Raw genomic sequence first — 23,625 nt, forward strand, 5'->3', positions numbered from 1 at the left:
CATGCGCATTGAATTGAAAACCGAACGCCGGCTGCCGAAGCCGCTATGGAGCGCGGTTTCATGATCTCACTTTCATCCCCATATCCGGCTGCGTTCCTGATCGCGGCGCTCGTGGCCGCCTTGCTCTTTCATCTGAGCAGGATCATAGGCCCCCAGCGGCTGGTTCATACGGCTTACGCCGCCGCCGCCATAGGGCTAATCTATCTGTTGGGTTCCGCCGCCTTCGGCTGGGCGTTCGTCAGCGAAGGCGCGCTGCTTTGGGTCTTTCTCGCGCTGTTCGTCCTGGCTGGCGCTATGGCGGCGCGTCGGCGCGCGACGCTTGGCGCAATCGGCCTGCCATGGCTCTCGGCGCTGATTCAGCTCGGCGTCGTCGCTTACATGTTCGCGCCGGAGTCATTCCGAAAACCGCCGGTGACGGCGGCGCTATTCCTATATTTCGTCTTCGAGGCGGCGGTCTGGCTGCACGGACGTGAGGAAGAGGCGGCGACATCAGACGATGACGATCGCGAACATCCGCCGCTGTTCCCGCCGCGACGCCGTCGCGGGATCGCAGAAGTCTCGCTGGCCGTCGCGGCTGTCTCGATCGCCTTTCTGCTCATCGCCGGGCCGCAAGCGGCGCGTGTCAATTCGGAGGCCGCGGTACAGCAAGAGTCTCAACCCGAAGAGACGGCATCGAGCGGTGAGACGATCGGCGCCGAGCAGCCCGCCTCGGAGGCCAATTCAGCTGCTTCCGACGAAGCGCCGACGGAGGAGGGCCGACAAAGCGCTCCCTCAGAAGCGGCCCCACAAGTCGCTGGCCATACGCCCGTCGAGCGCCCCGCGACCACGGCGACGGAACTTGAAGTTTATACGGCGCGCGCGGGCGACACGTTTAAATCCATCGCCAAGCGCGTCTACGGCGCGACGAGCAAATGGCGAGCGATCGCTGAACTCAATCCGGACCTGAAGTCGAAAAAGCTACGCGCGGGTCAGCTCGTCAAGTTGCCCGCAGCGCCCACGCGATGACGCATTCTGATCCGAGTCAGCGCCTAAAGCGCGGCGTCTGAATTGGTTCTCGCGCCTGCGCCAATGGCGGACAATTCTATTGTCTCGTGTTCGGTCATCACGAAATCAAGCCGCTCATCGTGCGGCTCGATCGGCACATGATCCGCTTCCTGGCACGAATAAGCGACGCCGATAGCAATTACCGGTTTTTTGGCGCGAAGCGCTGAGAGCGTGGCGTCATAGATGCCGGCGCCATAGCCGAGTCGAAAACCACGCCTATCAAAGGCGGCTAGCGGCAAAAAAACGATGTCCGGCTCGTAAGCCGGATTGTTTTCGGAAGGCTCCGATAGGCCGAAGGGCCCTTTGACGAGATCATCGCCTGGCGTGAAGGCGCGAAAGACCAGCGGATGACGCACCTTGTGCATCACCGGCAGCGTTACGCGGTAGCCTTCCACAGCCAGGGCATCGATCAATGGGCGCGTGTTCAACTCGCTGCGGATCGGCCAATAGACGGAAACGACGGAAGGCGTGTCGAACCCCGCCTCGCGCGCAATGCCGGTGACGAGGGCCACGCCTCGGCGTGCGATCGAAGCGGCCGCCTCATGCGACTCGCGCGGCGTGACAAGATCGCGACGCGCCAGGAAGCGTCGCCGCAGCTCGGCTTTCAGATCGCTCATGAAAAGAGCAATAGCAGGGAAGGAGAGTGCGGGCCACAAGAGCCGTGGGACATCGATCCCGGGAACCTACAACGTAGGTGGGCGCCGTGTGACCAAGCCCACGAGCGAGGCCAGGGACAGCTCCCATAAGGATCGATAAGGCCCCGGGGAATAATAGTCCTGCACGCACCCCGCAGCGCCGCCCAATGAATGTAGCGTCGCGCGCGGGGGAGCGCCAGTAGGTTAAAGCATTTCGCTTATGCGAGCGCCAATTCGAGCGGCGCTGACTCTTCGCTTTTCTTGCTTTCCGCGGACATGCGCTTGATCCGCGTCAGGGTAAACAAGCCGAAGGGCGCGAGCGGCCGGCGCTCGACAAGTCTCATGCGCGGGTTCCGGTCGATCCAGTCGCCGATGATCGACCAGGGAAATTGTGGACGCCAGCCGAGTTTGGGCGCCATATGGCGATCGAGCCACGCCTCGAACAAAGCGATCGCGTCGTCCTTGCCGCTCACATGATTGACGAGCACGATCTCGCCGCCGGGCCGCAGCACGCGCGCGAGTTCGTCGAGCACGGCCTGAGGCTCGGGGACGACCGTCAGCATGTAGGGAGCGACAACGCAGGCAAAGGTCGCGTCGGGGAAAGCCATCCGCGTCGCATCCATCTTCACGAGGCCGGCGACATGATCGAGGCGCTCACGACGCACGCGCTGCGCCGCCCGGCGCAGCATCGGCTCCGACAGGTCGACGCCGATGACTTGCGTGTCGGGAGCGAACATCGGCAGTTCGAGGCCGGTGCCGACTCCGACGTCGAGAATTGGTCCGCGCGCTTTCGAGGCAGCCGTCGCGGCGGCGCGTCGCCCGGGCTTCAGCAAGATATCGAAAGTCAGATCGTAAATCGGCGCCCAGCGCGCATAGGCGGCTTCGACATTGCCGTTGTCCAACGTTTCGACTTCGCGCAAATAATTTCTTGCTTCGCTCATCGAGGCGCCCTTCGCCCTTCTGCGACGCGCAGCGGCGACGCCTTCGATGTCATTACCGTCGCAGCTGGCTCGACCGCGGCGATGAACCCGCCGCCCAGCACGCGCGACTCTTCCTCGTCTGTGTCGTAGAAGACGCACGCCTGCCCGGGCGAGACGCCAGATTCGCTTGACGCGAAGACGACAGAAGCGGCGCCATCCTCGCGGGCGATCAGCCGCGCCGGCGCTGGCGGTCGCGTCGAACGCACACGCGCCATGATGTCAACGCCCTCGGGCGGCAGAGATGAGAGCGATCCCTCGCCGATCCAGTTCACGTCGCGTAGCTTCACCGCGCGCGTCTCAAGCGCCTCGCGAGGCCCGACGATGACTTGCGCCTTCGCCGCGTCAAGGCGCAAGACGTAAAGCGGCTCGGCGTCGCGACCGGCGACCTTGGCGCCAAGGCCGAGCCCGCGCCGTTGCCCAATGGTGTAATGAATGACTCCGGCGTGACGCCCCAGCACACGGCCGTCGATATGCACGATCTCGCCGGGCACGACCGCCGCCGGCGCAAGCCTTTCGACGACATCCGTATAGCGGCCGGTCGGCACGAAGCAGATGTCCTGGCTATCAGGCTTATCCGCGACTTCGAGGCCGAAGCGACGCGCCATCTCGCGAACTTCGGCCTTGGTGTAGTCGCCAAGCGGAAAGAGCAGCATCCGCAACTGTTCGCTCGTCGTGGCGAACAGAAAATAGCTCTGATCGCGCGACGCGTCCTTGGCGCGGTAAAGCGCGCGTCCGCCATGTCCGTCCTCGCGAGCGGAAATGTAATGTCCAGTCGCGAGCGCATGCGCCCCAAGGTCCTTGGCCGTCTCCAGGAGATCGGCGAATTTGATGAACTGATTGCAGGCGACGCAGGGCACGGGAGTTTCGCCGCTGGCGTAGCTCGCGGCGAATTCGTCGATCACCTTTTCGCGAAACTTGGTTTCATAATCGAGGACGAAGTGCGGAATGCCGAGCCGCGCCGCGACGCTGCGCGCATCATGGATGTCACGACCGGCGCAGCAGGCGCCCTTGCGATGCGTGGCCTCGCCATGATCGTAAAGCTGCATCGTCACGCCGATGACATCGAAGCCCTGTTCCTTCAGCAGCGCGGCGACGACGCTTGAATCGACGCCGCCGGACATGGCGACGACGATTCGCGTCTCGCGCGGCGAGGAAGGCTGCGGCGCATGATCCGATACGCTATTCGTCATTAACGGAAGCGACGCCTGTCTAAGCACGTGGGCGAGATGAATGGAGGCGCAAATCGAACGCCCGGCCCGCCGCGCATCGGTGAGGCCGCTTTCATCATTTAGAGCATCACCTGTCCAAGAGGCAATCCTGTCAGCGCTTTTTGACCGGAGAAAGCCGCCATTTTAGCGTCATATTGTTCGCAGCCGCCATCGCTGCTATGACGCCGCGGCGTTTAAGGCGCGGGGACGGATTAAATGGCGGCGATGAAACTCCTGGCTGGCAATTCCAACCGGCCGCTGGCGGAGGCGATCGCCGCCCATCTCGGCGTCCCGCTTTGTCGCGCCCAGGTTCGCCGCTTCGCCGATCAGGAGATCTGGGTCGAAATTTTGGAGAATGTGCGCGGGCAGGACACGTTTGTGATCCAGTCCACGTCCGCGCCAGCCAACGACCATCTCATGGAGCTCCTAATCATGATCGACGCGCTGCGCCGCGCCTCGGCGCGCCGCATCACGGCGGTCATTCCCTATTTTGGCTACGCCCGTCAGGACCGCAAGCAAGGGCCACGCACGCCGATCTCTGCGAAGCTCGTCAGCAATCTGATCACGAGGGCGGGCGCGGACCGTGTCCTGACGGTCGATCTCCACGCCGGTCAGGTGCAGGGCTTCTTCGATATTCCGACAGACAACCTTTTCGCCGCGCCGGTGATGGTGGTGGACATCAAGTCGCACCTCGAACTCAAGAACGTCATGGTCGTGTCGCCGGACGTCGGCGGCGTCGTGCGCGCACGCGCGCTGGCGAAGCGCATCGACGCGCCGCTCGCGATCGTCGACAAGCGACGTGAACGCGCGGGCGAATCCGAAGTCATGAACATCATCGGCGACGTCGATGGCCACAATTGCATTCTCATCGACGACATCGTCGATTCCGGCGGCACGCTGTGCAACGCCGCTGAAGCCTTGCTCGCTGCGGGCGCAGGATCAGTATACGCCTACATCACACACGGCGTGCTGTCGGGCGCCGCGGCTGAGCGCATCGCAAACTCCAAGCTGAAGCAACTCGTGGTCACGGACACTATCCGTCCGACAGCAGCCGTTGAAGCCGCGCCCAATATTCGCGTCATTCCGATCGGCCATCTGATCGGCGAGGCGATCGCACGAACGGCAAGGGAAGAGAGCGTCTCAAGCTTGTTCGATTAGGTTTCCCGCCGGGGACATCGGCGGCAAGGCGGCAGCCTTGTCGAGGCAATCGAATCACGCCGCGCGTCCCCGCGTCCGGTCGACGTGACAATCTACGACGCTGCCCGGCCACACAAAATCTATTGTCCCGGCGCGTTTTCGAAGCTCATCGTCTCTCTACCGCGTGCGGCCGTGCGAACGCATCTGCACGACATCGACAGCCAGTTGCGACATTACTCGTGGACGCTCGCGGACTTGGCGCGAGTCGCCTTTTTTCACCGCCTTCAATCGGCAATCAATTGGCGTCTCGTGTTGCATAAATCTGACAGTTAGTAAGGAGACTTTATTGTAAAGCTGAAGGATCATCGGCTTAATGCCGTTTCAGGAATATTCGCATGAGGCGTTCACGTCGCTTAGCGTACGCTCTGTCCGTAACAGCTCTCCTACCTCTCCTGATCAGTAATGCGGCGGCTCAAACGGTGGGCGGCGCCGGCGGCGGCTCCGGCGGAGGCGCCGGAGGAATCAGCGCAAGCTCTGGCGCCGGCGGCTCCGGGGCCTCGGGCTCCGTCTCCGGCGGAGGCGGCGGGGGCGGCGGCGCTGGCGAAACTGGGGGCGCGGGCGGCAATGGAGGGGGAGGGAGCGGCGGCGCAGGCGGCCCAGGCGGCGTGGGCGGTTCGTTTGGCAGCCCCGGCCAGTTTGGGTCGGGCGGCGGCGGGGGCGGCAGTCATGGAGTGTTCATTGGAGCCGTCAATAACGGCGCTATAAGTGGCGGCGACGGTGGCGCCGGAGGCGGCGGCGGTATCGCCGGCGGAGGCGGCGGCGCAGGCGGATATGGTCTCTCGCGAGGCGCGTTCGACACCTTTCAGAACCTCCGCTCGGGAACTATTGCCGGAGGCCAGGGAGGCGACGGCGGCGCCGGGGCCGGCGTTGGCGGAAACGGAGGGCAAGGCGGCATTGGGTTCAACGGCTTCGATACAGGCACGTTGATAGCAAACTTGGGATTTGTTCAGGGCGGCGCTGGCGGCAATGGCGGAGCGGGGAATACAGGGGGAAGCGGGGGCGCCGGCGGCGCCGGCATCGTCGCTTTCGGCATCTCGGGAATCATAAACGAGGGGTTTATCTCAGGCGGCGCAGGCGGCGTTGGCGGTGATGGCTCCGTTGCAGGAAACGGAGGTCAAGGCGGCGCAGGCATCTTTGTTGTGAACCCCGCCGGCACGTCCATCGCGAATTACGGCCTCATCCTCGGCGGCGACGGCGGACCGGCAGGAGCAGGGGCAGGAGGAAGCGCAGGCGCGGGCGGCGCTGGCATCGTCGGCGCCAACCTGATCATTTTCAATGCCGGCGGCATAGCGGGAGGTTGTTCCTGTGGAGGAGCAGAAGGCGACGCAATAACTTTCACCGGCGGGACGAACTTCCTCTTCTTTCTCCCCGGATCAGATATCGCTGGCAATGTCGTAATTAATGGAGGAAGGCTCGACGGTGAGGTGATCGGAGGCCCTGTTTCTCCTTGGACGAATTACATTGTGAATTCAGGCGCGACGCTCGGCGGTTCGGATATACCCGGCAATGTGATCGTTAATCCGGGCGGCGCTTTATCTCCCGGTTCGATCGCCAATATCGGCGCGTTGAGCATCATCGGCGATCTCACATTTCTCCCCGGTTCGATCTTCGCCCTCCGTGTGCTGCCGGGGTCAAACGACTCCGCGATTGTCAGCGGCGCCGCCACCCTCGCGGGATCGGTGCAGGTTTCCGCCGGATCTGGCAATTATTTGCCGAGCCAGCGATACACAATCCTGAATGCGCTCGGCGGCGTTTCAGGAACTTTCAGCGGCGTCTCAACGAATCTTTTCTTCCTGACGCCTTCGCTCTCATACGATTCGAACAATGTTTACCTGACGCTCGAACAAGCGATTCCATTCAGCGCCGTCGCGCGCAACGGAAATCAGAGAAACGTCGGCAATGCGATGACGCTCGCGAGCAAAGGACCGATCGGCCCCTTGGGCGCCAATGTCATCAACACATTGCTCGTGCAAAGCGCGCAATAGGCGCCGGGCGTACTCGACAACATCAGCGGCGCCGGGCTTTCCGGCGTGCAGACGGTTGCGATGGAAGCCGGCCAGATGGCGAGTTCGACGATCGCCGATCAGATCGCCTTCTGGCAATCTGGCGAAAGCCGCGACACGAGCGGCGCCGCTTCCTCGAGTCAGGGCCCGAACAGCTTCATCGCCTATGCGCCGGTTGAACGAAACATTCGCGCGAAAGGCCCGATCAAGATCAACGGACCGGCGACGAGCTTTTCCGAAATTCCGCAGCCTCGACTGTTTCGCGCCTGGTCTTCTTTCTTCGGCGGCGGCGCGAATTTCCTTGCCGATGGCGGGCGCGGAACGCCCGCGGCGAACGCCGGCTATTATGGCGGACTTCTCGGCGTTGATTACCAGATCGCGCCAGGCGTGCTGATCGGCGCGGCGCTCGGCGGCAGTACAGCGAGCTTTAGTGTCGGCCAGTTTTCGACATCCGGCAAGATGACAGGCTTTCACGCCGGACTTTACGGCTCCTACGCCAAGGGCGCGAGCTATGTCGCGCTGAGCGAAACGTTCAGCGCCTATTCGAATCAAACCAATCGCAGGGCGGGGGGCTATGGCTTTCTCGCCTATGAGCAGCTCGACGCTTCTTTCGGTTCAACGGAATTTCGCACGCGCGTCGAAGGCGGGCATAGCCTGTCGTTTGCCGGCGTGACCGCCACGCCTTTCATCGCCGGTGAGGCTGCGGCTTACCAGTCGAGCGCATTCTCGGAGCGCAGCAGCCTGCTGTATTTTTCCTCTCTGGCGCTGAAGAACAACGGCCAGTCGATTCTCTCTCTGCCGGCTTTCGTGGGCTTGCGTGTTTCGAATGGCTACACGCTGGCAAACGGTTGGCGGATCGTCCCTACAGGCAGCGTCGCCTATGTCCATGAGTTCTTCCCGCAGCGTCAGTTCACGAATGCGCTGATCTCGCTGCCAGGACAGGATTTCACCGTAGCGGGTCCGCGCGCGACCTATAATCTCGTGCAAACGAAGGTCGGCATAGAGATCAATCTCACCAATCAACTCGCGCTAGTCTCGAACTTCCAGGGTGAGTTTTCCTCGGTCTCGCAGAGCTACGGCGGGAAGGCGGGCGTGCGATATTATTGGTGAGGGCGCGATCTTCCGAAAGCTGGACCGCGAGATAACTGAGACTGCCACGCTTACTCATCGAGGGCGTAGCCGAAGGGCGGTCGCCGGCGGGAATATTACGGGTCCACGCGATTCAGTCCGACAACGCAGTCGATATTGAGCCTGCATATTGCCGCGATTGCCGGGGCGCATAGATATTTGGTTTGCGGACGCCCGCAGTGGGCTCTCGACAAAACCAGAGCCGTCCCTCGATGATTCCCGTACGCGTCCTTCGGGTTGCCGTCGCCAGCCTTTTTTTGTCGCTCTCTTGCGGCGTCTTTCCCGCAATCGGCCAAGAAAGGATCGTCAACGTTTACGGCTGGACCGACTACGTCGATCCGGGCGTGCTCGCAGATTTCACCAGGACGACCGGCATCAAGGTGACATACGAAAGCTATAATTCGGATGAGAGCGCAGAGAAGACGATTCAGCCCGGCAATGCTGCTTTCGACGTTGTGATCGTCTCCAGCCGTGTGTTGGCAAAGCAGATTACCAGGGGCTTCTATCAGAAGCTCGACAAGAGCAAGCTTCCAAACGCCGTCAATCTTTGGCCCGAGGTCATGGAGCGCCTTGCCGTCTATGACCCCGGGAACGAACACGCGGTCAATTACGCGTGGTTTGCGATGGGCATCGCCTATGACGTAGTGAAAGCTAGGGAACTCTTGGGCAACGCGCAGAGGGTGTCGAATTCCTCGTTCAACTCATGGGGGCTGCTGTTCACACAGAAAAATTTGAAAAAATTTTCGACCTGCGGGGTGGGAATACCGGACAGTCAGGAAAATTTGCTTTCAGCGGCGCTACAATATCTGTGGTCGGACTGGAAACTTTCGCCTGGGTTGGACCGCCGCACCGACGTCGTACGCGCCGCCGATCTGTTGAGCGCCCTCCGGCGAGATGGGAAACGCCTCGACTCTAGCGAATATGTCAACGCGCTGGTCGACGGCGATGTCTGCGTCGCCGTCGGCTATTCCTTGGATAGCTTGCGCGCCCGCTATATAGCCGGCATGGTGAAAAAATTCGTCGAGATCGACTTTTTCATCCCTCGCGAGGGCGCGCCTATTCTACTCGACAGTCTCCTTATTCCGACGAACGCCCCGCATGTCGAAGAAGCGTATGCATTCATTGACTTCCTTCTGCAGCCGGATATAGCCGCCCGCAACACGAATTTCACTGGCGTAGCCAACGGCGTCCTCGCCTCAAAAACCCTGATCGACGGGACCATCTCGGGAAACAAGTCGATTTACCCGGACGCCGCCATGATGCGGCGACTGGTTGCTCCTAAATTCGATGGCGGCGCCCGCGCGACCGGGGAGACGATCAGCCGGGGAGAAACGCCGACAAGAGGGGGAGGCACGATGTGGGGGTCGGGCCGGCGATTCTCCAAACGGGCCAAGGCGCCTATCTTCTGAAGACCAGCCGGCGTCCTTTGCCTACCGGCCTCCGCTGACAGGTTTTTCAGCGCCCTCGACGGTTGTTGGCGCCGATGTCGAGAGACACATCGTCGGACGAAGCTTTTCGATCGTTACGATGGCCTTCTGCGAGGCTTGCATTTTCTCGTTGAGATCGAAAATCTGTTGTCTTGTGGCGGCGACATCCTTCAAGTCAGCCTCAAGCGTGTCGTTCATCGACTTCAATATTTCCGCCGAGTGGGGCATATCGCTCAGATTCACCTGTTTCAGGTTTTGCTCGACTTTCAGGGCGCAGCTGATGCGCTGGTCGTATTCGGTCCTCAAGTCCTTAAATCTGGCGGCGAAAGTGCCCGCCTTTGTCAAATCCGCCGAAAGAGCGTCGGGCCTGATGCGACAGATCGCATCGACGCTGCCGACTGCGGGATATTTCGCCTCGATGATGTGTCCGAACTCGCTGTTGAGCTTTTTGGCTTCATCCAAAAGCATATTAAGGCTACAAACGAATTGGTCGCGCCCGCGATAGCAGCTGTCCAATTTGATCGCGCCCTTGGCGCTGGGCAACATTAGGCTTTCCGTTTTGTCCGAGCCTTTTTCGCAGGAAGCCAGCGCCGCCGCCAGCGCCCCGCTGCTGCTCGTGGACGCGGCATTTTCGGATTCTTCCTTGGGGTTCTCCTCGGAGGATGGGCGGCGCCAACCCTGATAGCGAAAAGTGTCGCGGCGAGCGACTTGTTGCGGTTGATGCTCCGCTTCCAAAGCCCAACTGGCGCTTGGCCCGCGTTCGGCGGACGGGGCGCTGATCAGGACGAGGAGAGCGGTTCCCGCCACGAGCTGCGCCGCCTCTAAAGTTTTTCTGTTCAGAATGGCCATCGGGCCCTCGCGGATAATCTTCAACAGCGTCCGGTTTGCGTCCTCATGCCCAGCCGCGGAAAAGCCCCCACTGCACACATCGTATTGTTTTCGCAAATGGCAACACGTCGCGCCTGGCCGAACCAAATAATGGCGCCGGCAAAGCGCTGGTCCCGACGCCGTAGAGAGCCTCAATCAGTCACGCGGAAAGTCAAACTTCCCTGACGCCGCATTCCGGGGAGATGAAACGCCGGCGTCTTCCGAAGATCGTGGAAAGGGAAGCCGCGGGCGCAGAAGCCGCAATGAGCCGAGAACCTCGCGGTCACGTCCAATGCATGTAATTGATTTGGCTGGCTCGCCGGGGTCGACGAAACTGAGAACTATGAATTCGCCATCACCCTCCGCCGGGATGCGTCACAGTCGCCGAAGATGCGCAAGCGCGACCAGGATCGCGCGGAAGCGCTACGCTTGGCCGGCGGTCCGCCCCCATCGCTCCGGGATCGCGCCGGGAACCGGAATTAGCGTGTAGGGGTGGCGAACCCTCACCTCGCCGAGATCGCCGGCGAGCGGATCCGGGAAGCGTAAGCACGGCGGCGCGTGAGAGACGTGAGAATCTCCCGCTTTCTCACGCGAGCTCACGCTTTCGCGGAACGTGACGGCACAAGCGGACAGGGGATCGAAATGGCTCGCCCGATGCGCTCGCCCTCGCGATGAATTTTTCCGCTGGCGGGGACAGGCGTCTCAGCGGAAGGAAGCTTGTTTCCGTCCTCACTCGACCAGGCCTCGATCAGGTCCGCTCCGTCGTAAAGTTCGACCCGGTGATTGTCGGTGGAATTTTTATAGCGCGCCACAACGCCGCCGAAATTGCTGCGCGCCCGGCTGGCGTCGCGATCTCGCAGCGTTCCGAGTTGCTTCGCGCCCTTCCAGATGATGATGTTGAAACGTGGTTCACTCGATCGATTGGCGTTCATTTTTGCAGCCCCGATTTCGAATCACCTGTGTTCAGGCTTGCATTTCGCGCAGCTTAAATTCACTCGGTCGTATTCAAAAACCGCCCTAGAAGGTGGAGGCCACATGTTCGAATCGTGTCGGGTGCGGAGGCGTGCGGTCCTTGCGCCCGCGCGCTCGGCGAGTTTCAAACGAAAGAAGCGTTTGAGGCGCCGTAAGCCTTCAGGAAAACCGTGATCCCGGCCTGCATGATCTTTTCATATTCCGCTTCGCTGCGCAGTTCGAGGCCCAGCGCCACGCGCAGCGGAAGATCCGCGACGGCGAGATTGAGCAATTGTTCGGCGGCCATATGCGCGTCGTCGAATAGGAGCAGGCCTCTATTCTTCGCCTCGTCGAGATAGCCGGCGACGAAGTCGAGCACCGTCTTCTTGCCGGTGGTGAAATAGAGGCGGCACAGTTCGGGAAAGCGCCAGCGTTCGCTGGAGACGGTCTGGAAAAAGGCTGCGGACTCCTTCGTTAGAAAGCGCGAGATGAAGTGCCGGCATAGCGTTTCGAGCGCGGGCGTCAGCCCGCCGTCGAGATCGGGAGCGGGGATGTCGCGGCATTTCTCGTCGCACTCTTTTTGAACGAGATGACTGAACAGCGCCTCCTTACTCGGGAAATAGGCGTAGAGCGTCGCCTTCGAAACGCTGGCCGCGCGGGCGATGGCGTCCATGCTCGTTTCCGAAAATCCATGCTTCAGGAACTCTAGGCGCGCCGCGGAGAGGACTTGCGCCTCCTTGCGGCCGTGGACAGGCTCTTCCGCCACTCCTGAAGCTGGCTGTGCGCTCGTCGTCATGTGGTCTCGATCTTCCCGTCTTTGCTCTTTGCCGCCGCTCCGTTTACCGCTGGTTCCCGCTCACACACGGAAATATTCCAAAAAGGACGATACCGGCTCTCGCCGAAAAGACCACGCCTAAATCAGGTTATTTTCTCCTGAATTCAGGTCTATGGGCGGTTCGGCTTTCCTGTCGGCCAACTGAACTATACGGTTCAGTTTAGCATTGACTTGGGCTTCGCGCATCAACATAATGACTGAATAGAACTGAACCGTTCAGTTTTTCAGACAGGGTTGTTAATGCCGTCGTTTCCGCCGCAGGGTCCTCCTGTCGCCCACATCAACGCGCAAAGCGAAACCTGTCAGCCGCTCGCGCGCGGAGGGCGTTTCCTGCGTCTTCGCGTTGCGAGGGCGGCCGCGATAGTGAGCGCCCTATCGTTCTCGGGTTGTGCGGTTGGTCCCGATTTTCTCGGGCCTCCGACGCCGGAGGGCGCTGGCTACACGTCGGGCAAATTCTCGCCGGTCACTCAATCCGCCGCAGCCGCGGGCGGCGCGTCGCAGCGGCTCGTCTCGGGGCGAGACGTGCCGGGCGAATGGTGGCGGTTGTTCCGCTCAAAGCAAATTTCGGCGCTTGTCGCGGAGGCGGTTGCGAATCATCCAACGATCGAGGCCGCAGAAGCCGCCCTTCGCCAAGCGCGCGAGACCTCGGAAGCCGATGTCGCCTCTTTCTTTCCGTCGGCCACTCTGACCCAGAGTGTCGCGCGCACGCAAATGACGACCGCGCAGTTTGGGGGCTTCGGGCAAAGCTCCTCGTCGAGCGGATCGCAAACCGCCTCGTCGAGCGGACCGACCGCGCTCATCTATACGCTCCACAATTCGAACGCCGCGGTGTCGTTCACGCCCGACGTCTTCGGCAAAACGGCGCGCACAGTCGAAAGCGATTTCGCGGCCGCCGAATATCAGCGCTACCAGCTCGAGGCGACTTACCTGGCTCTGACAGCCAATGTCGTGACCGCTGCGATCACCGATTCCTCTTACGCATCGCAGATCAAGGTGACGCGCGATCTCATCGCGGCCTATCAGAAGCAGCTCGACATATTGCAGAAGCGCTTCAACCTCGGCGCCGTGAGCGCCGCGGACGTGGTTTCGGAGAAGGCGTTGGTCGCTCAGGCGCAAGCGACGCTCCCCCCGCTCGAAAAGGCTCGGGCGCAAACGCGTATTCAGCTCATGGCCTATCTCGGCCGCTTTCCCAATGACGATAAAGGCGAAGCGATCGACATAGAGCATTTGCATCTGCCGCGCGATCTGCCGGTCAGCCTGCCGTCTAATTTGGTGCGCCAGCGTCCCGACGTTCTTTCGGCGGAAGCGCAATTGCATCAGGCGAGCGCCAATGTCGGCGTCGCCACGGCCAACATGCTGCCGCAGCTCACGCTGACGGCCAATGGCGGCAGCCAGGCGCCCAATTTCTCTCAAATGTTCTGGCCTCAGACGTCGGTCTACAATCTCGCGGCGCAGCTCTCCGGTCAGGCGTTCGACGCCGGAAGATTGTTCCACCAGCGCGAGGCGAAACTCGCAGCGCTACAACAGGCCGAAGCGCAATATCGCGCCACGGCGATCAATGCCTTTCAAAATGTCGCCAACGCCTTGCAGGCGATCAAGCATGACGCCGAAACGCTGCGCGCGCAGGTGGCGGCGGAAAAAGCCGCCGCCGAGAGCTTGGACATTTCGCAAGCCCAATACGCCGCCGGCTCGACGACATACACGACGGTGCTCAATGCCGAGCAGACCCTGCTCAGCGCCCGTCTCAATCGCGTCCAGGCGCAGGCGGCGCGCTTCGCCGACACGGCGGCGCTGATGCAGGCGCTCGGCGGCGGCTGGTGGAATCGCCTCGACGAGACGCCGGCGTCGTTGCCCAAACCAACCGATCTTATTTCGACCATGCCGATCGCGGCGGCTATACGCGCCGAGGCTGAGGAACGCGCCAATGCCCGTTAAGACGTTTTTGCAAGACCGTCTCGGATCGATGTTCAAGCCCATGATGATCATGCTGGCGAGCGTCGCCGTCGTATTCGGGGGCCTTTACGGCTTCGTCAGTTTCCGCTCGGTGATGATCGGGCAGTTCCTCGCCTCCATGGCCAATCCGCCACAAACCGTTTCGGTGACCACGGCCGCCTATCAGGAATGGCGGCCGAAGCTTTCCGCCATCGGCACCTTCCGCGCCGTCAATGGCGCCGACCTCTCGGTCGAAACCTCCGGCATCGTGGAGAAAATCCACTTCCAATCGGGGCAGGACGTCGAGGCGGGGACGATTCTCGTCGAGCTGCGCAAGGATACCGACAACGCCAGGCTCGAATCCTTGAAAGCCACGGCGGAGCTCAACGCCATCAACCTGCGCCGCGATCAGGCGCAGCTCAAAATCCACGCCGCGAGTCAGGCGACGGTGGACACCGACGTCGCCAATCTGAGAAGCGCCAACGCCCAGGTCGTGCAGCAGGAGGCGGTGATCGCGCAGAAGACCCTGCTTGCGCCTTTCGCCGGAAGGCTCGGCATCCGCCAGATCGATATCGGCCAATATATCGGCGCGGGAACGCTGATCGTGACCTTGCAGGCGCTGGATCCGATCTTTCTCGACTTTGTCCTGCCCCAGCAGGCGCTGAATGGCGTCACGGTCGGTCAGACAATTTCCGCGAAGGTCGACGCTTTTCCCGACCAGAGCTTTACCGGCAAGATCGACGCCATCAGCTCCAAGGTCGATCTCGCGAGCCGCAACGTGCAGATACGCGCGAGTCTCGCCAATGCCGATCGCAAGCTGCGGCCCGGCATGTTCGCCTCGGTCGAGATCGCGACAGGCAAGCCCCAACGCCTCGTCACGCTGCCGCAAACGGCGATCGTCTACGCGCCTTTCGGCAATTCGGTGTTCCTTGCGCAAAAAAACGAGGAGAGCGCTGCTCAGAAAGCGCCGCAAGGCTCCGGCCTCGTCGCGCATCAGGCCTTTGTTCGCCTCGGCGAGACGCGCGGCGATGAAGTGGCGGTGCTCGAAGGCGTGCCCGAAGGCGCCACGGTCGTGACGGCGGGACAGGTCAAGCTGCGAAACGGCGCGCCGCTCGCCATTTCGGAAAGTCCGCAACCGCCTGTCGACGCCGATCCCAAGCCCGTGGATCAGTGAACGGAGAGCTCGCTGATGCGTTTCACCGACATTTTCGTGCGTCGCCCGGTGCTCGCCTCCGTGGTGAGTCTGCTGATCCTGGTGCTCGGCCTGAGATCGCTGACAACCTTGCCCGTGCTGCAATATCCGCGCACGCAAAACGCCGTCGTCACGGTGATGACGTACTATTTCGGCGCCGATCCCGCGACCGTCGCCGGTTTCGTCACGACCCCGCTCGAAAACGCCATCGCGCAGGCGAACGGCATCGATTATCTCACTTCGACGAGCCAGATCGGCGTGAGCACGATCACCGCCAATCTGCGGCTCAATTACGATTCCGGCAAGGCGCTGACGGAGATCAGCACCAAAGTCGATTCCGTGCTCAACCAATTGCCGCAGGCCGTGCAGCGTCCCGTCATCACCGTCAAGATCGGTCAGACGACCGACGCCATGTATCTCGGCTTTAAGAGCGATATGCTGACGCCGAGCCAGGTGACGGATTATCTTATCCGCGTCGTGCAGCCGCGCTTGCAATCCGTGCCCGGCGTGCAGACGGCGGAGCTTATCGGCGGCAAGACATTCGCGCTGAGGGCCTGGCTCGATCCGGTCAAGCTCGCCGCCTATGGACTCACGGCGGCCGAGGTCGCCGCCTCGCTCCAGGCCAACGACTATATCGCCGGCCTCGGCGCGACCAAGGGCCAGTGGGTGCAGGTCAATCTCTCGGCGGCGACCTCGCTTCACTCGCTCGAAGAGTTTCGCGATCTCGTCGTCAAGCAGGTGAACGGCGCCAATGTGAAGCTGAGGGACGTCGCCAATGTCACGCTTGGCGCGGACGACTATGAATCCTCAGTGTCGTTCAACGGCAAACAGGCGGTCTATATCGGCATTCTGGTGGCGCCGAGCGCGAATCTGCTCGATGTCGTCAAAGGCGTGAAAGACGCCTATCCGGACATCGTCAAAGCGCTGCCCGAGGGGCTGAACAGCGAGATCGTCTACGATACGACGAATTTCGTGAACAGCTCTATCGACGAGGTGATTCACACGCTCATCGAAGCGATCCTCATCGTCAGCTTGGTCGTCTTCGCTTTTCTGGGATCATGGCGATCGGTGTTGATCCCGATTGTGGCGATCCCCCTTTCGCTGATCGGCTCGCTGACTTTTCTCTTCGCGCTGGGCTTTTCAATCAATCTGCTAACGCTTCTCGCGCTCGTCTTGGCGATCGGGCTCGTCGTCGACGACGCGATCATCGTCGTCGAAAACGTCAACCGGCATCTTGCAGAAGGCCTGACGCCTTTCGACGCCGCGCTGCTGGCGGCGCGCGAACTCGCCGGACCGATCGTCGCCATGACGATCGTGCTGATCGCCGTCTATGTGCCGATCGGCTTCCAGGGCGGCCTCACCGGCGCGCTCTTTGTCGAATTCGCTTTTACGCTAGCGTCCGCCGTGACCGTGTCGGGCATCGTCGCGCTCACCCTATCGCCGGTGAGCTGCGCCCTGGCGCTCAAGCCGCCGGAGCCGGGCAAGAACACGCTTGAATCCCGCATCGTCGGCTTCATTGACGCCAGGATGGACGCCGTCAGGGATCGCTATCACGGCCTGTTGGACTCCTCGCTCAATTTCGTTCCCGTCACGCTCGTCTTCGGCGGTTTGATCCTTGCGAGCATCTACTGGCTCTATTCCAACGCCAAGAGCGAACTCGCGCCAAACGAGGACCAGGGCATTATTCTGGCGCAGGCGACGCCGGCGCCGAACGCGACTCTTCAGCAAAAGCTGTACTATGCCAATCAAGCCTATAAGATCATCGCCAAGCACCCCGAGACGGACAGCGTCTTTCAGATCAATTCGGCGGCGATGAATCTGAACGGCATGGTGCTCAAGCCTGCGGACGAGCGCAAGGTCGGGGCCGAGGCGTTGCAGCGCGCGCTTCAGCAGGAGCTCAGCGCCGTCCCCGGCGTGCGCTTCGTCGCCTTCCAGCCGCCGCCGCTGCCCGGCTCGATGGGCCTGCCGATTCAATTCGTCTTCCAGAGCACCGACCCCTTCGAGAAGATGGACGCCATCTCCCGCGAATTCCTGTCAAAAGCGTTGGCGACGGGAAAGTTCATGTTCCTCGACACCGATCTTAAGATCGACCAGCCGCAGCTGTCGCTCGTCATCGACCGCGAAAAGACGGCGCAACTTGGTTTGAGAATGTTCGATGTCGGCGGCGCGCTCACCACTGCGCTGAGCGGCGGCTATACGCAATATTTCGGGCTGGCCGGCCGCTCGTACAAGGTCATTCCGCAGGTCGCGCAACAGTTTCGGCTCAATCCCGATCAAATCCTGAATTACTACATCAAGACGGCGGACGGTTCCTCGGTGCCGCTTTCGACGGTCGCGAAGCTCAAGACCACGATCGTCCCAGAGTCGCTCAATCACTTCCAGCAGATCAATTCCGTGACGATTTCGGGCGTCGCCGCGCCTGGCGTCATCGCGGGCGAGGCGCTCGACACGTTGAAAGAAGTCGCGCGCAAGGCGTTGCCGCCGACCTATACGATCGACTATGCCGGCCCGTCGCGCCAATTCGTCCAGGAGTCGAGCGGCTTCGCCGTCACTTTCGGCTTCGCGCTGATCATCATCTTCCTGGCGCTCGCCGCGCAGTTCGAGAGCTTTCGCGATCCGCTGATCATTCTCGTCTCCGTGCCCATGTCGATCGCCGGCGCGCTGGTGTTCATCATGCTCGGCTTCGGCGACGCGAGCATCAACATCTATACGCAAGTGGGCCTTGTCACGCTGATGGGCCTCATCAGCAAGCACGGCATCCTGATCGTCGAATTCGCCAATGAGCTGCAGCATTCCGGCAAGTCGAAGCGCGAGGCGATTCTTGAGGCGACCTCCATTCGACTGCGCCCGATTCTGATGACCACCGCCGCCATGGTGCTCGGCGTGCTGCCGCTCATCGCGGCGAGCGGCGCCGGCGCAGCCTCGCGCTACAATATGGGCCTTGTCATCGCCTCGGGCCTCTCGATCGGCACGCTTTTCACGCTGTTCGTCCTGCCGGCCGTTTATCTGGTGCTCGCCGCCGACCATCATGTGCCGGCGCGGGCGGGTGCCGCATTATCACCCGGCGCGCCTGACGCGAATGCCGGCGCCGATCGTGTTCGGGAGGCCGTTCTCTCTCACTAAAACAAACCGGCCTACCCCCGAGCCTTTGCGCACGTTCGGGATCGAAGCGCGCAAGAAGATTAGGGCGCGTGACGGGGATTCCGACGAGGGTTCGAGGCCAAGGCTGTTCCAGGCGCTTGTGGCGTCGGAAGGAGACTATGGAATGGAAACGGCGACGCACGGCGTTTGCAGTTTCGTTCCGAGATGGCTCCCCGAGTAGGACTCGAACCTACGACCTAGCGATTAACAGTCGCGTGCTCTACCAGCTGAGCTATCGGGGAATGCGGTCCCGGCTATACAGGCCGAGGCGCGGTTTGCCAAGCCCGGTGTAACCATCTGAACCGCTCGCATTTCATTCCCGACGCGCGTCTTGCGCGATCGGCAATCCAGAGCAAAACCGGCGCTTCTGGATCGGCTCTGGATTCCCGGTCGGCCTTCGGCTTGCCGGGAATGACCGCGCTCAAACAGGGCTCAGCGCGTCCGCCGGAGCAAAGGCGGCAAGCGCCGCCGCGACGTCGTCAGGCGTCGGCAGTCCCGCCTCATTGCCAAGATGCTGGATCTTGTGCGCCGACGCCGCGCGGGCGAATTCGAAATGCTCGCGCCAGGGCGCATCCGGCCGTTCGAGATAGGAGGCGCAATAGGCGCCGTGGAAAACATCGCCGGCGCCCGACGTGTCGATGATGAGCTCATGTGGCACGGCGAGTGACGGCATCTGCGAAATCTCGCCGTTTTCGTCATACCACAACATGCCCTTCTCGCCGGTCGTCACCCCGCCGATCCGACAGCCTTTGGATTTCAGCCAGCCGAGCATGTCGAGTTCCGAGAGCGACATCTGCTCGCAGAGTTTTTCGGCGACGATCGCCACGTCGACATAGCCGGTTAACTCCTCGATGCAGGGCCGCAGCGCGCCGCCGTCGAGCGAAACAAGCACGCCGAGAGCGCGCGCCGCCTTGGCGTAGTGAAGCGCCGCGTCGGCCATATGCCCATCGAGATGGAGGAGCCGCGCTTCCGAAATGTCGAGTCGGGGAAAGGCCTGCAGATAATTGTCGTCGCGCGCGCGCAGGATCGCGCGTTTGCCGTCATTGGGCCACACGAAGGAGAGCGACGAGCGCGCCACCCGTCGCGGATGGACGTGGATTCCGTAGGTATGGGCCATATCCATGAACATGTGGCCGAGCCAATCGGGCGCCTGTGTCGTCAATAAGCCAATCGGATGGCCGAGCTTGGCGCAGGCGAAGCCCGCCGTGACGGCGTTGCCGCCGAAGCTCACCGCATAGTCGCGCGCCAGCGTCTTCTGGTCGCCGGTCGGCAGGCGCTCGGCGCGCATGGTGACGTCGATGTAGGCGTGGCCGATGAAAAGCGCGTCCAAGGCTTAAACTCCGAAAATGTGTAAGCGGTGATGACGCGCCACGCGCGAAACCGAGGCTTTGCGCGTCAGACCGCAAAGCTCGTTCCGCAGCCGCAGGAGGCGACGGCGTTGGGATTGTCGATACGGAAGGACTGTCCCATCAAATCGTCAACAAAGTCGATTCTGGCGCCTGCGAGAAAACCGAGAGACGCGGGGTCGATCGCGACCCTTGCGCCAGCCTGCTCAACGAGCGCGTCCTCTTCGCTGGGGGCCGGATCGACGGCGAAGTGATATTGGAAACCAGAGCAGCCGCCGCCCTCGACGGAAATGCGAAACACCGCGCCGGGCGACTCATTGGCGAGGATCGCGTGAATGCGCCGCGCCGCCTGTTCGGTGAGCGCGATATCGCCTGCCGCCGTCGTCATTCCTTGCTCCGTCACTTGCTTACGCGCGCCGTCGCGCGTTACAGCGCGACTCGAGCGCCGTCGCGCAATCGAAAAGAACTCGCCCGAAAATCGAATTCCGGCATATCCAATTCCGCGCCTCGCCGGCGCTTTGCGGGATATGCTCCATGCCGCAAGATAGGTCCAAATCTGAGGCCTTTCAATGAAAGGAGCGCATGTGGCGGTTCGCGGCCCTCTTGCAGCATACGCCAGCGACGCTATGCGCTCGCGTGGGCGGCTCTATCCGGAGGCGCCGTCGCCGACGCGCAGCGAATTCCAGCGCGACCGCGACCGCATCATCCATTGCACCGCCTTTCGCCGGCTCGCGCATAAGACGCAGGTCTTCGTGCCGCTCGACGGCGATCATTTCCGCACAAGGCTGACCCATACGATCGAGGTCGGGCAGATCGCCCGCGCGCTCGCCCGCGCTTTGCGCGTCGACGAGGATCTCGCTGAAGCCGTGGCGCTCGCCCATGATCTCGGTCACACGCCTTTCGGCCACGCCGGCGAGGGGGCGCTCGAAGCCTGCATGGCGCCTTATGGCGGGTTTGATCATAACGCTCAGGCGCTGCGTGTCGTGACATTGCTGGAGCGCCGTTACGCGCGCTACGACGGCCTCGATCTCGCCTGGGAGACGCTGGAAGGCATCGTCAAGCACAACGGGCCGCTCTTGGGGCGCGAAGATGTGAGCCATCACCATTCTCTCCCTCACCCTGAGGAGCCTGCACGCGTGGCGCATGATCGTCGGCTTTCGCCCTATATCGCCGAATTCGACGCGATCTTTCCGCTAGCGCTCGCGACTTTCGCGAGCGTTGAGGCGCAGGCTGCGGCTCAGGCCGACGATATCGCCTATGTCGGCCACGATATCGACGACGGCCTGCGCGCCGAACTGTTTTCGCTAGACGACATCGCGCGAACGCCCTTCATTGCAGGGGTGCTCACGCATATCCACGATGAGCATCCAGGGCTCGAACGGCCGCGCGTCATTCATGAACTCGTGCGTCGTGTCATCACCGCCTTCGTTGAGGACGCGATTGGCGAATCGCTGCGTCGGCTCGCGCGCGTCGCCCCGGCGAGCGCCGACGACGCGCGAGGAGCGGGCGAAACCCTCGTCGGCCTTTCGCCGCCGATGGCCGAGGCCGAGCGCGACATCAAGAGATTTCTCTTCGACAATATGTATCGGCACGAGAAGGTCGCGGGCGTGTGGGAGCGCGCGCGCGACGCGATCTCGCGGCTGTTTCCGGCATTTTTCGAGAGGCCAGAGTTGATGCCGGCGGAATGGGCGGCCCAGGCCGTAAGGCTGCAAGAAGCCGAGCGCGCGATAATGGTCGCCGATTACATCGCCGGCATGACCGACCGATATGCGCTGAATGAGGTGAAACGGGTGTTTGGCGGCTAGGCGGGGCCGGGATGATTTCGCTGGCTCAAGCTGATAAACCGCCGCGGAACTCCTTTCTCCCGGACCTCCATGAACATTTTCGACGACTTTCACGCCCGCATCGCCGCAATACTTGATCGCATCGCCGCGGACGGCCGTCTGCCCAAGCTCGATTACGCGCGTTTCGTCGTCGAACCGCCGAAAGACCCTACGCTTGGCGATCTTGCGTCGAACGCCGCCATGGTCTTCGCCAAGGAGGCGAAGCCGCATTTCGCCTCCCCGCGCGAATTGGCGGTCGAGATTTGCTTTGCGCTTGCCGAGACCGAGAATGTCGCGTCCGCGGAAGTCGCTGGCCCTGGATTTATCAATATCCGTCTGAAGCCCGAGATTTTCGCTCAAGTTCTTCGCGCGGCGCTCCACGACCCGGCAAACTTCGGCCGCGTCGCTAAGGGCCGCGCAACCGCCCTGCAGGGCAAGGTGAATGTCGAATATGTGTCGGCCAATCCGACCGGGCCGATGCATGTCGGTCACGGCCGCGGCGCGGTCTTCGGCGACGCGCTTGCAAATCTTTTGGCCTTTTCCGGCTGCGAGGTGACGCGCGAATATTACATCAACGACGCCGGCGCGCAGATCGATGTCTTGGCGCGTTCCGCTTATCTGCGTTACCGCGAGGCCCTGGGCGAAGCGATAACGATCCCCGAGGGACTTTATCCAGGCGATTATTTGAAGCCCGTCGGAGAGTCGCTCACCAACGTGCATGGCGCGGCGCTCGTCGGCAAATCCGAGAATGAGTGGCTCCCGATCGTTCGCGACGCCGCCATCGACGCGATGATGGAGATGATCCGCGCCGATCTCGCCGCCTTGAACATCACCCATGAGACGTTCTTTTCCGAGCGCGCCTTGCACGAAAAGAAGAATGGCGTCTCGGCGATCGACGCCGCCATCGATTGGCTGCGGGCGAAAGGCCTTGTCTATGAGGGACGCTTGCCGCCGCCCAAGGGGCAATTGCCCGAGGATTGGGAGGATCGCGAGCAGACCCTGTTCAAATCGACGCTCTTTGGCGACGACGTCGATCGGGCTTTAAAGAAATCAGACGGCTCGCCGACCTATTTCGCGGCAGATATCGCCTATCACAAGGACAAGATCGATCGCGGATATGACACGCTCGTCGATGTGTGGGGCGCTGATCACGGCGGCTATGTGAAGCGCATGACGGCGGCCGTCGCCGCGCTTTCCGACAAGCGCGTGACGCTCGACGTCAAGCTCTGCCAGCTCGTCAAGCTGATGCGCGCTGGCGAGCCGGTCAAAATGTCCAAAAGGGCGGGGGACTTCGTCACTCTGCGAGAGGTCGTTGACGAGGTTGGCGTCGACGCCGTGCGCTTCATGATGCTCTATCGCAAGAATGACGCGCCGCTCGACTTCGATCTCGCCAAGGTCATCGAGCAATCGAAGGACAATCCGGTCTTTTACGTCCAATACGCCCATGCCCGTGGTAAGTCTGCGATGCGGCAGGCGCTCGCCGCTTTTCCGGATATGGACGTCTCAGCCCAAAGCTTGGCGGAGGCCAATTTCGCCCTTTTGACAGACGAGGGCGAACTTGCTTTGGCCAAGATCATCGCGCAGTATCCGCGCGCGATCGAAGCTGCGGCTGCGGCGCATGAGCCGCACCGGGTGGCGTTCTATCTGCATGAACTGGCGAGCGTATTCCATTCGCATTGGAACCGCGGCAAAGACCAGCCACACTTACGCTTTGTTAAGTTAGATGAGAGAGAATTAACAATCGCTCGGGTTGCGCTGGTTGGTTCTTTAACGGTCGTCCTGGGGTCAGGCTTGAGGCTGCTCGGCGTGAGCGCCCCCGACGAGATGCGCTAACAAGACGCTTGAGCGGCAGAACCAGCGCGGGACGCGCTTACTCATTTTGCTTCGCGCCCCAGAGATTAGTAAGCGAGGTGCAA

At 61.9% G+C, this 23,625-nt stretch carries 18 protein-coding genes, 1 tRNA gene and 1 other RNA gene; 10 read left to right on the forward strand and 10 right to left on the reverse strand.

Annotated features, from left to right (window positions below; translation table 11 throughout):
- The first annotated feature begins 60 nt into the window (after nucleotides 1-60).
- A complete protein-coding gene (locus tag FEV16_RS11355; protein WP_171015210.1) occupies nucleotides 61-1,005 on the forward strand; it encodes a LysM peptidoglycan-binding domain-containing protein in 945 nt (314 codons plus the stop codon).
- Nucleotides 1,006-1,028: 23 nt separating this feature from the next.
- Here FEV16_RS11355 and FEV16_RS11360 read toward each other — a convergent pair whose 3' ends face one another.
- The 4 genes from FEV16_RS11360 to mnmA all read right to left on the reverse strand — a co-directional run bounded on the left by FEV16_RS11360 (nucleotide 1,029) and on the right by mnmA (nucleotide 3,849).
- Nucleotides 1,029-1,661, reverse strand: a complete 633-nt coding sequence (locus FEV16_RS11360; protein WP_138167752.1) for a 5-formyltetrahydrofolate cyclo-ligase — start codon at nucleotides 1,659-1,661, stop codon at nucleotides 1,029-1,031.
- Nucleotides 1,662-1,688: 27 nt separating this feature from the next.
- Nucleotides 1,689-1,843, reverse strand: a non-coding RNA gene (gene ssrS, locus FEV16_RS11365) — 6S RNA.
- A 54-nt stretch (nucleotides 1,844-1,897) separates the two neighbouring features.
- Nucleotides 1,898-2,620, reverse strand: a complete 723-nt coding sequence (locus FEV16_RS11370; RefSeq protein WP_138167753.1) for a class I SAM-dependent methyltransferase — start codon at nucleotides 2,618-2,620, stop codon at nucleotides 1,898-1,900.
- Entirely contained in the window at nucleotides 2,617-3,849 is a 1,233-nt protein-coding gene (mnmA, locus tag FEV16_RS11375) for a tRNA 2-thiouridine(34) synthase MnmA (RefSeq protein ID WP_138167754.1), read from the reverse strand. The genes FEV16_RS11370 and mnmA overlap by 4 nt, the downstream gene beginning before the upstream one ends.
- A 243-nt stretch (nucleotides 3,850-4,092) precedes the next feature.
- Between mnmA and FEV16_RS11380 the strand changes: the two genes are divergently transcribed.
- From FEV16_RS11380 to FEV16_RS11405, 4 genes are all read left to right on the forward strand, one after another.
- Nucleotides 4,093-5,025 (forward strand): ribose-phosphate pyrophosphokinase, encoded by a 933-nt coding sequence (locus FEV16_RS11380; RefSeq protein WP_210234884.1) that lies wholly within the window; start codon nucleotides 4,093-4,095, stop codon nucleotides 5,023-5,025.
- A gap of 374 nt (nucleotides 5,026-5,399) precedes the next feature.
- Entirely contained in the window at nucleotides 5,400-7,049 is a 1,650-nt protein-coding gene (locus tag FEV16_RS17455; protein ID WP_171015211.1) for a hypothetical protein, read from the forward strand.
- Between the two features lie 45 nt (nucleotides 7,050-7,094).
- The gene (locus tag FEV16_RS11400; protein WP_138167757.1) at nucleotides 7,095-8,177 is read left to right on the forward strand and encodes an autotransporter outer membrane beta-barrel domain-containing protein; all 1,083 of its coding nucleotides are present in this window, start codon (nucleotides 7,095-7,097) and stop codon (nucleotides 8,175-8,177) included.
- A 230-nt stretch (nucleotides 8,178-8,407) separates the two neighbouring features.
- The gene (locus FEV16_RS11405; protein ID WP_138167758.1) at nucleotides 8,408-9,604 is read left to right on the forward strand and encodes an extracellular solute-binding protein; all 1,197 of its coding nucleotides are present in this window, start codon (nucleotides 8,408-8,410) and stop codon (nucleotides 9,602-9,604) included.
- A gap of 21 nt (nucleotides 9,605-9,625) precedes the next feature.
- Here FEV16_RS11405 and FEV16_RS11410 read toward each other — a convergent pair whose 3' ends face one another.
- The 3 genes from FEV16_RS11410 to FEV16_RS11420 form a co-directional block, all read right to left on the reverse strand.
- The gene (locus FEV16_RS11410) at nucleotides 9,626-10,471 is read right to left on the reverse strand and encodes a hypothetical protein (RefSeq protein WP_138167759.1); all 846 of its coding nucleotides are present in this window, start codon (nucleotides 10,469-10,471) and stop codon (nucleotides 9,626-9,628) included.
- A 614-nt stretch (nucleotides 10,472-11,085) separates the two neighbouring features.
- Nucleotides 11,086-11,421 carry a hypothetical protein gene (locus tag FEV16_RS11415; protein WP_138167760.1) on the reverse strand — a complete coding sequence of 112 codons (336 nt, stop codon included), beginning with the start codon at nucleotides 11,419-11,421 and terminating at the stop codon, nucleotides 11,086-11,088.
- A 164-nt stretch (nucleotides 11,422-11,585) separates the two neighbouring features.
- Nucleotides 11,586-12,236: a TetR/AcrR family transcriptional regulator gene (locus tag FEV16_RS11420; protein WP_138167761.1), complete on the reverse strand. Its 651-nt coding sequence runs from the start codon at nucleotides 12,234-12,236 to the stop codon at nucleotides 11,586-11,588.
- Nucleotides 12,237-12,515: 279 nt separating this feature from the next.
- On the opposite strand from FEV16_RS11420, the gene FEV16_RS11425 reads away from it, so the two are divergent.
- From FEV16_RS11425 to FEV16_RS11435, 3 genes are read left to right on the forward strand one after another with little or no spacing between them, the layout of a single operon-like run.
- The gene (locus FEV16_RS11425; protein WP_246657295.1) at nucleotides 12,516-14,210 is read left to right on the forward strand and encodes an efflux transporter outer membrane subunit; all 1,695 of its coding nucleotides are present in this window, start codon (nucleotides 12,516-12,518) and stop codon (nucleotides 14,208-14,210) included.
- Nucleotides 14,200-15,381 carry an efflux RND transporter periplasmic adaptor subunit gene (locus tag FEV16_RS11430; RefSeq protein ID WP_138167762.1) on the forward strand — a complete coding sequence of 394 codons (1,182 nt, stop codon included), beginning with the start codon at nucleotides 14,200-14,202 and terminating at the stop codon, nucleotides 15,379-15,381. The genes FEV16_RS11425 and FEV16_RS11430 overlap by 11 nt, the downstream gene beginning before the upstream one ends.
- 15 nt (nucleotides 15,382-15,396) lie before the next feature.
- Nucleotides 15,397-18,522: an efflux RND transporter permease subunit gene (locus FEV16_RS11435; RefSeq protein ID WP_246657296.1), complete on the forward strand. Its 3,126-nt coding sequence runs from the start codon at nucleotides 15,397-15,399 to the stop codon at nucleotides 18,520-18,522.
- 184 nt (nucleotides 18,523-18,706) lie between these two features.
- Here the strand turns inward: FEV16_RS11435 and FEV16_RS11440 are convergent.
- From FEV16_RS11440 to FEV16_RS11450, 3 genes are all read right to left on the reverse strand, one after another.
- Nucleotides 18,707-18,782 (reverse strand) — tRNA-Asn (locus FEV16_RS11440).
- A gap of 179 nt (nucleotides 18,783-18,961) precedes the next feature.
- Nucleotides 18,962-19,870: a sugar kinase gene (locus tag FEV16_RS11445; protein WP_138167763.1), complete on the reverse strand. Its 909-nt coding sequence runs from the start codon at nucleotides 19,868-19,870 to the stop codon at nucleotides 18,962-18,964.
- A gap of 65 nt (nucleotides 19,871-19,935) precedes the next feature.
- Nucleotides 19,936-20,274, reverse strand: coding sequence for an iron-sulfur cluster assembly accessory protein (locus FEV16_RS11450; protein WP_138167764.1), 339 nt, complete (start codon nucleotides 20,272-20,274; stop codon nucleotides 19,936-19,938).
- A 196-nt stretch (nucleotides 20,275-20,470) separates the two neighbouring features.
- Here FEV16_RS11450 and FEV16_RS11455 point away from each other — a divergent pair, with 196 nt between their 5' ends.
- Both FEV16_RS11455 and argS read left to right on the forward strand, forming a co-directional pair.
- Nucleotides 20,471-21,691 (forward strand): deoxyguanosinetriphosphate triphosphohydrolase, encoded by a 1,221-nt coding sequence (locus tag FEV16_RS11455; protein ID WP_138167765.1) that lies wholly within the window; start codon nucleotides 20,471-20,473, stop codon nucleotides 21,689-21,691.
- Nucleotides 21,692-21,760: 69 nt separating this feature from the next.
- A complete protein-coding gene (gene argS, locus FEV16_RS11460) occupies nucleotides 21,761-23,542 on the forward strand; it encodes an arginine--tRNA ligase (RefSeq protein ID WP_138167766.1) in 1,782 nt (593 codons plus the stop codon).
- Nucleotides 23,543-23,625: the final 83 nt, after the last annotated feature.

The organism is Methylocystis sp. B8, assembly GCF_005771425.1.
Lineage (GTDB): Bacteria > Pseudomonadota > Alphaproteobacteria > Rhizobiales > Beijerinckiaceae > Methylocystis.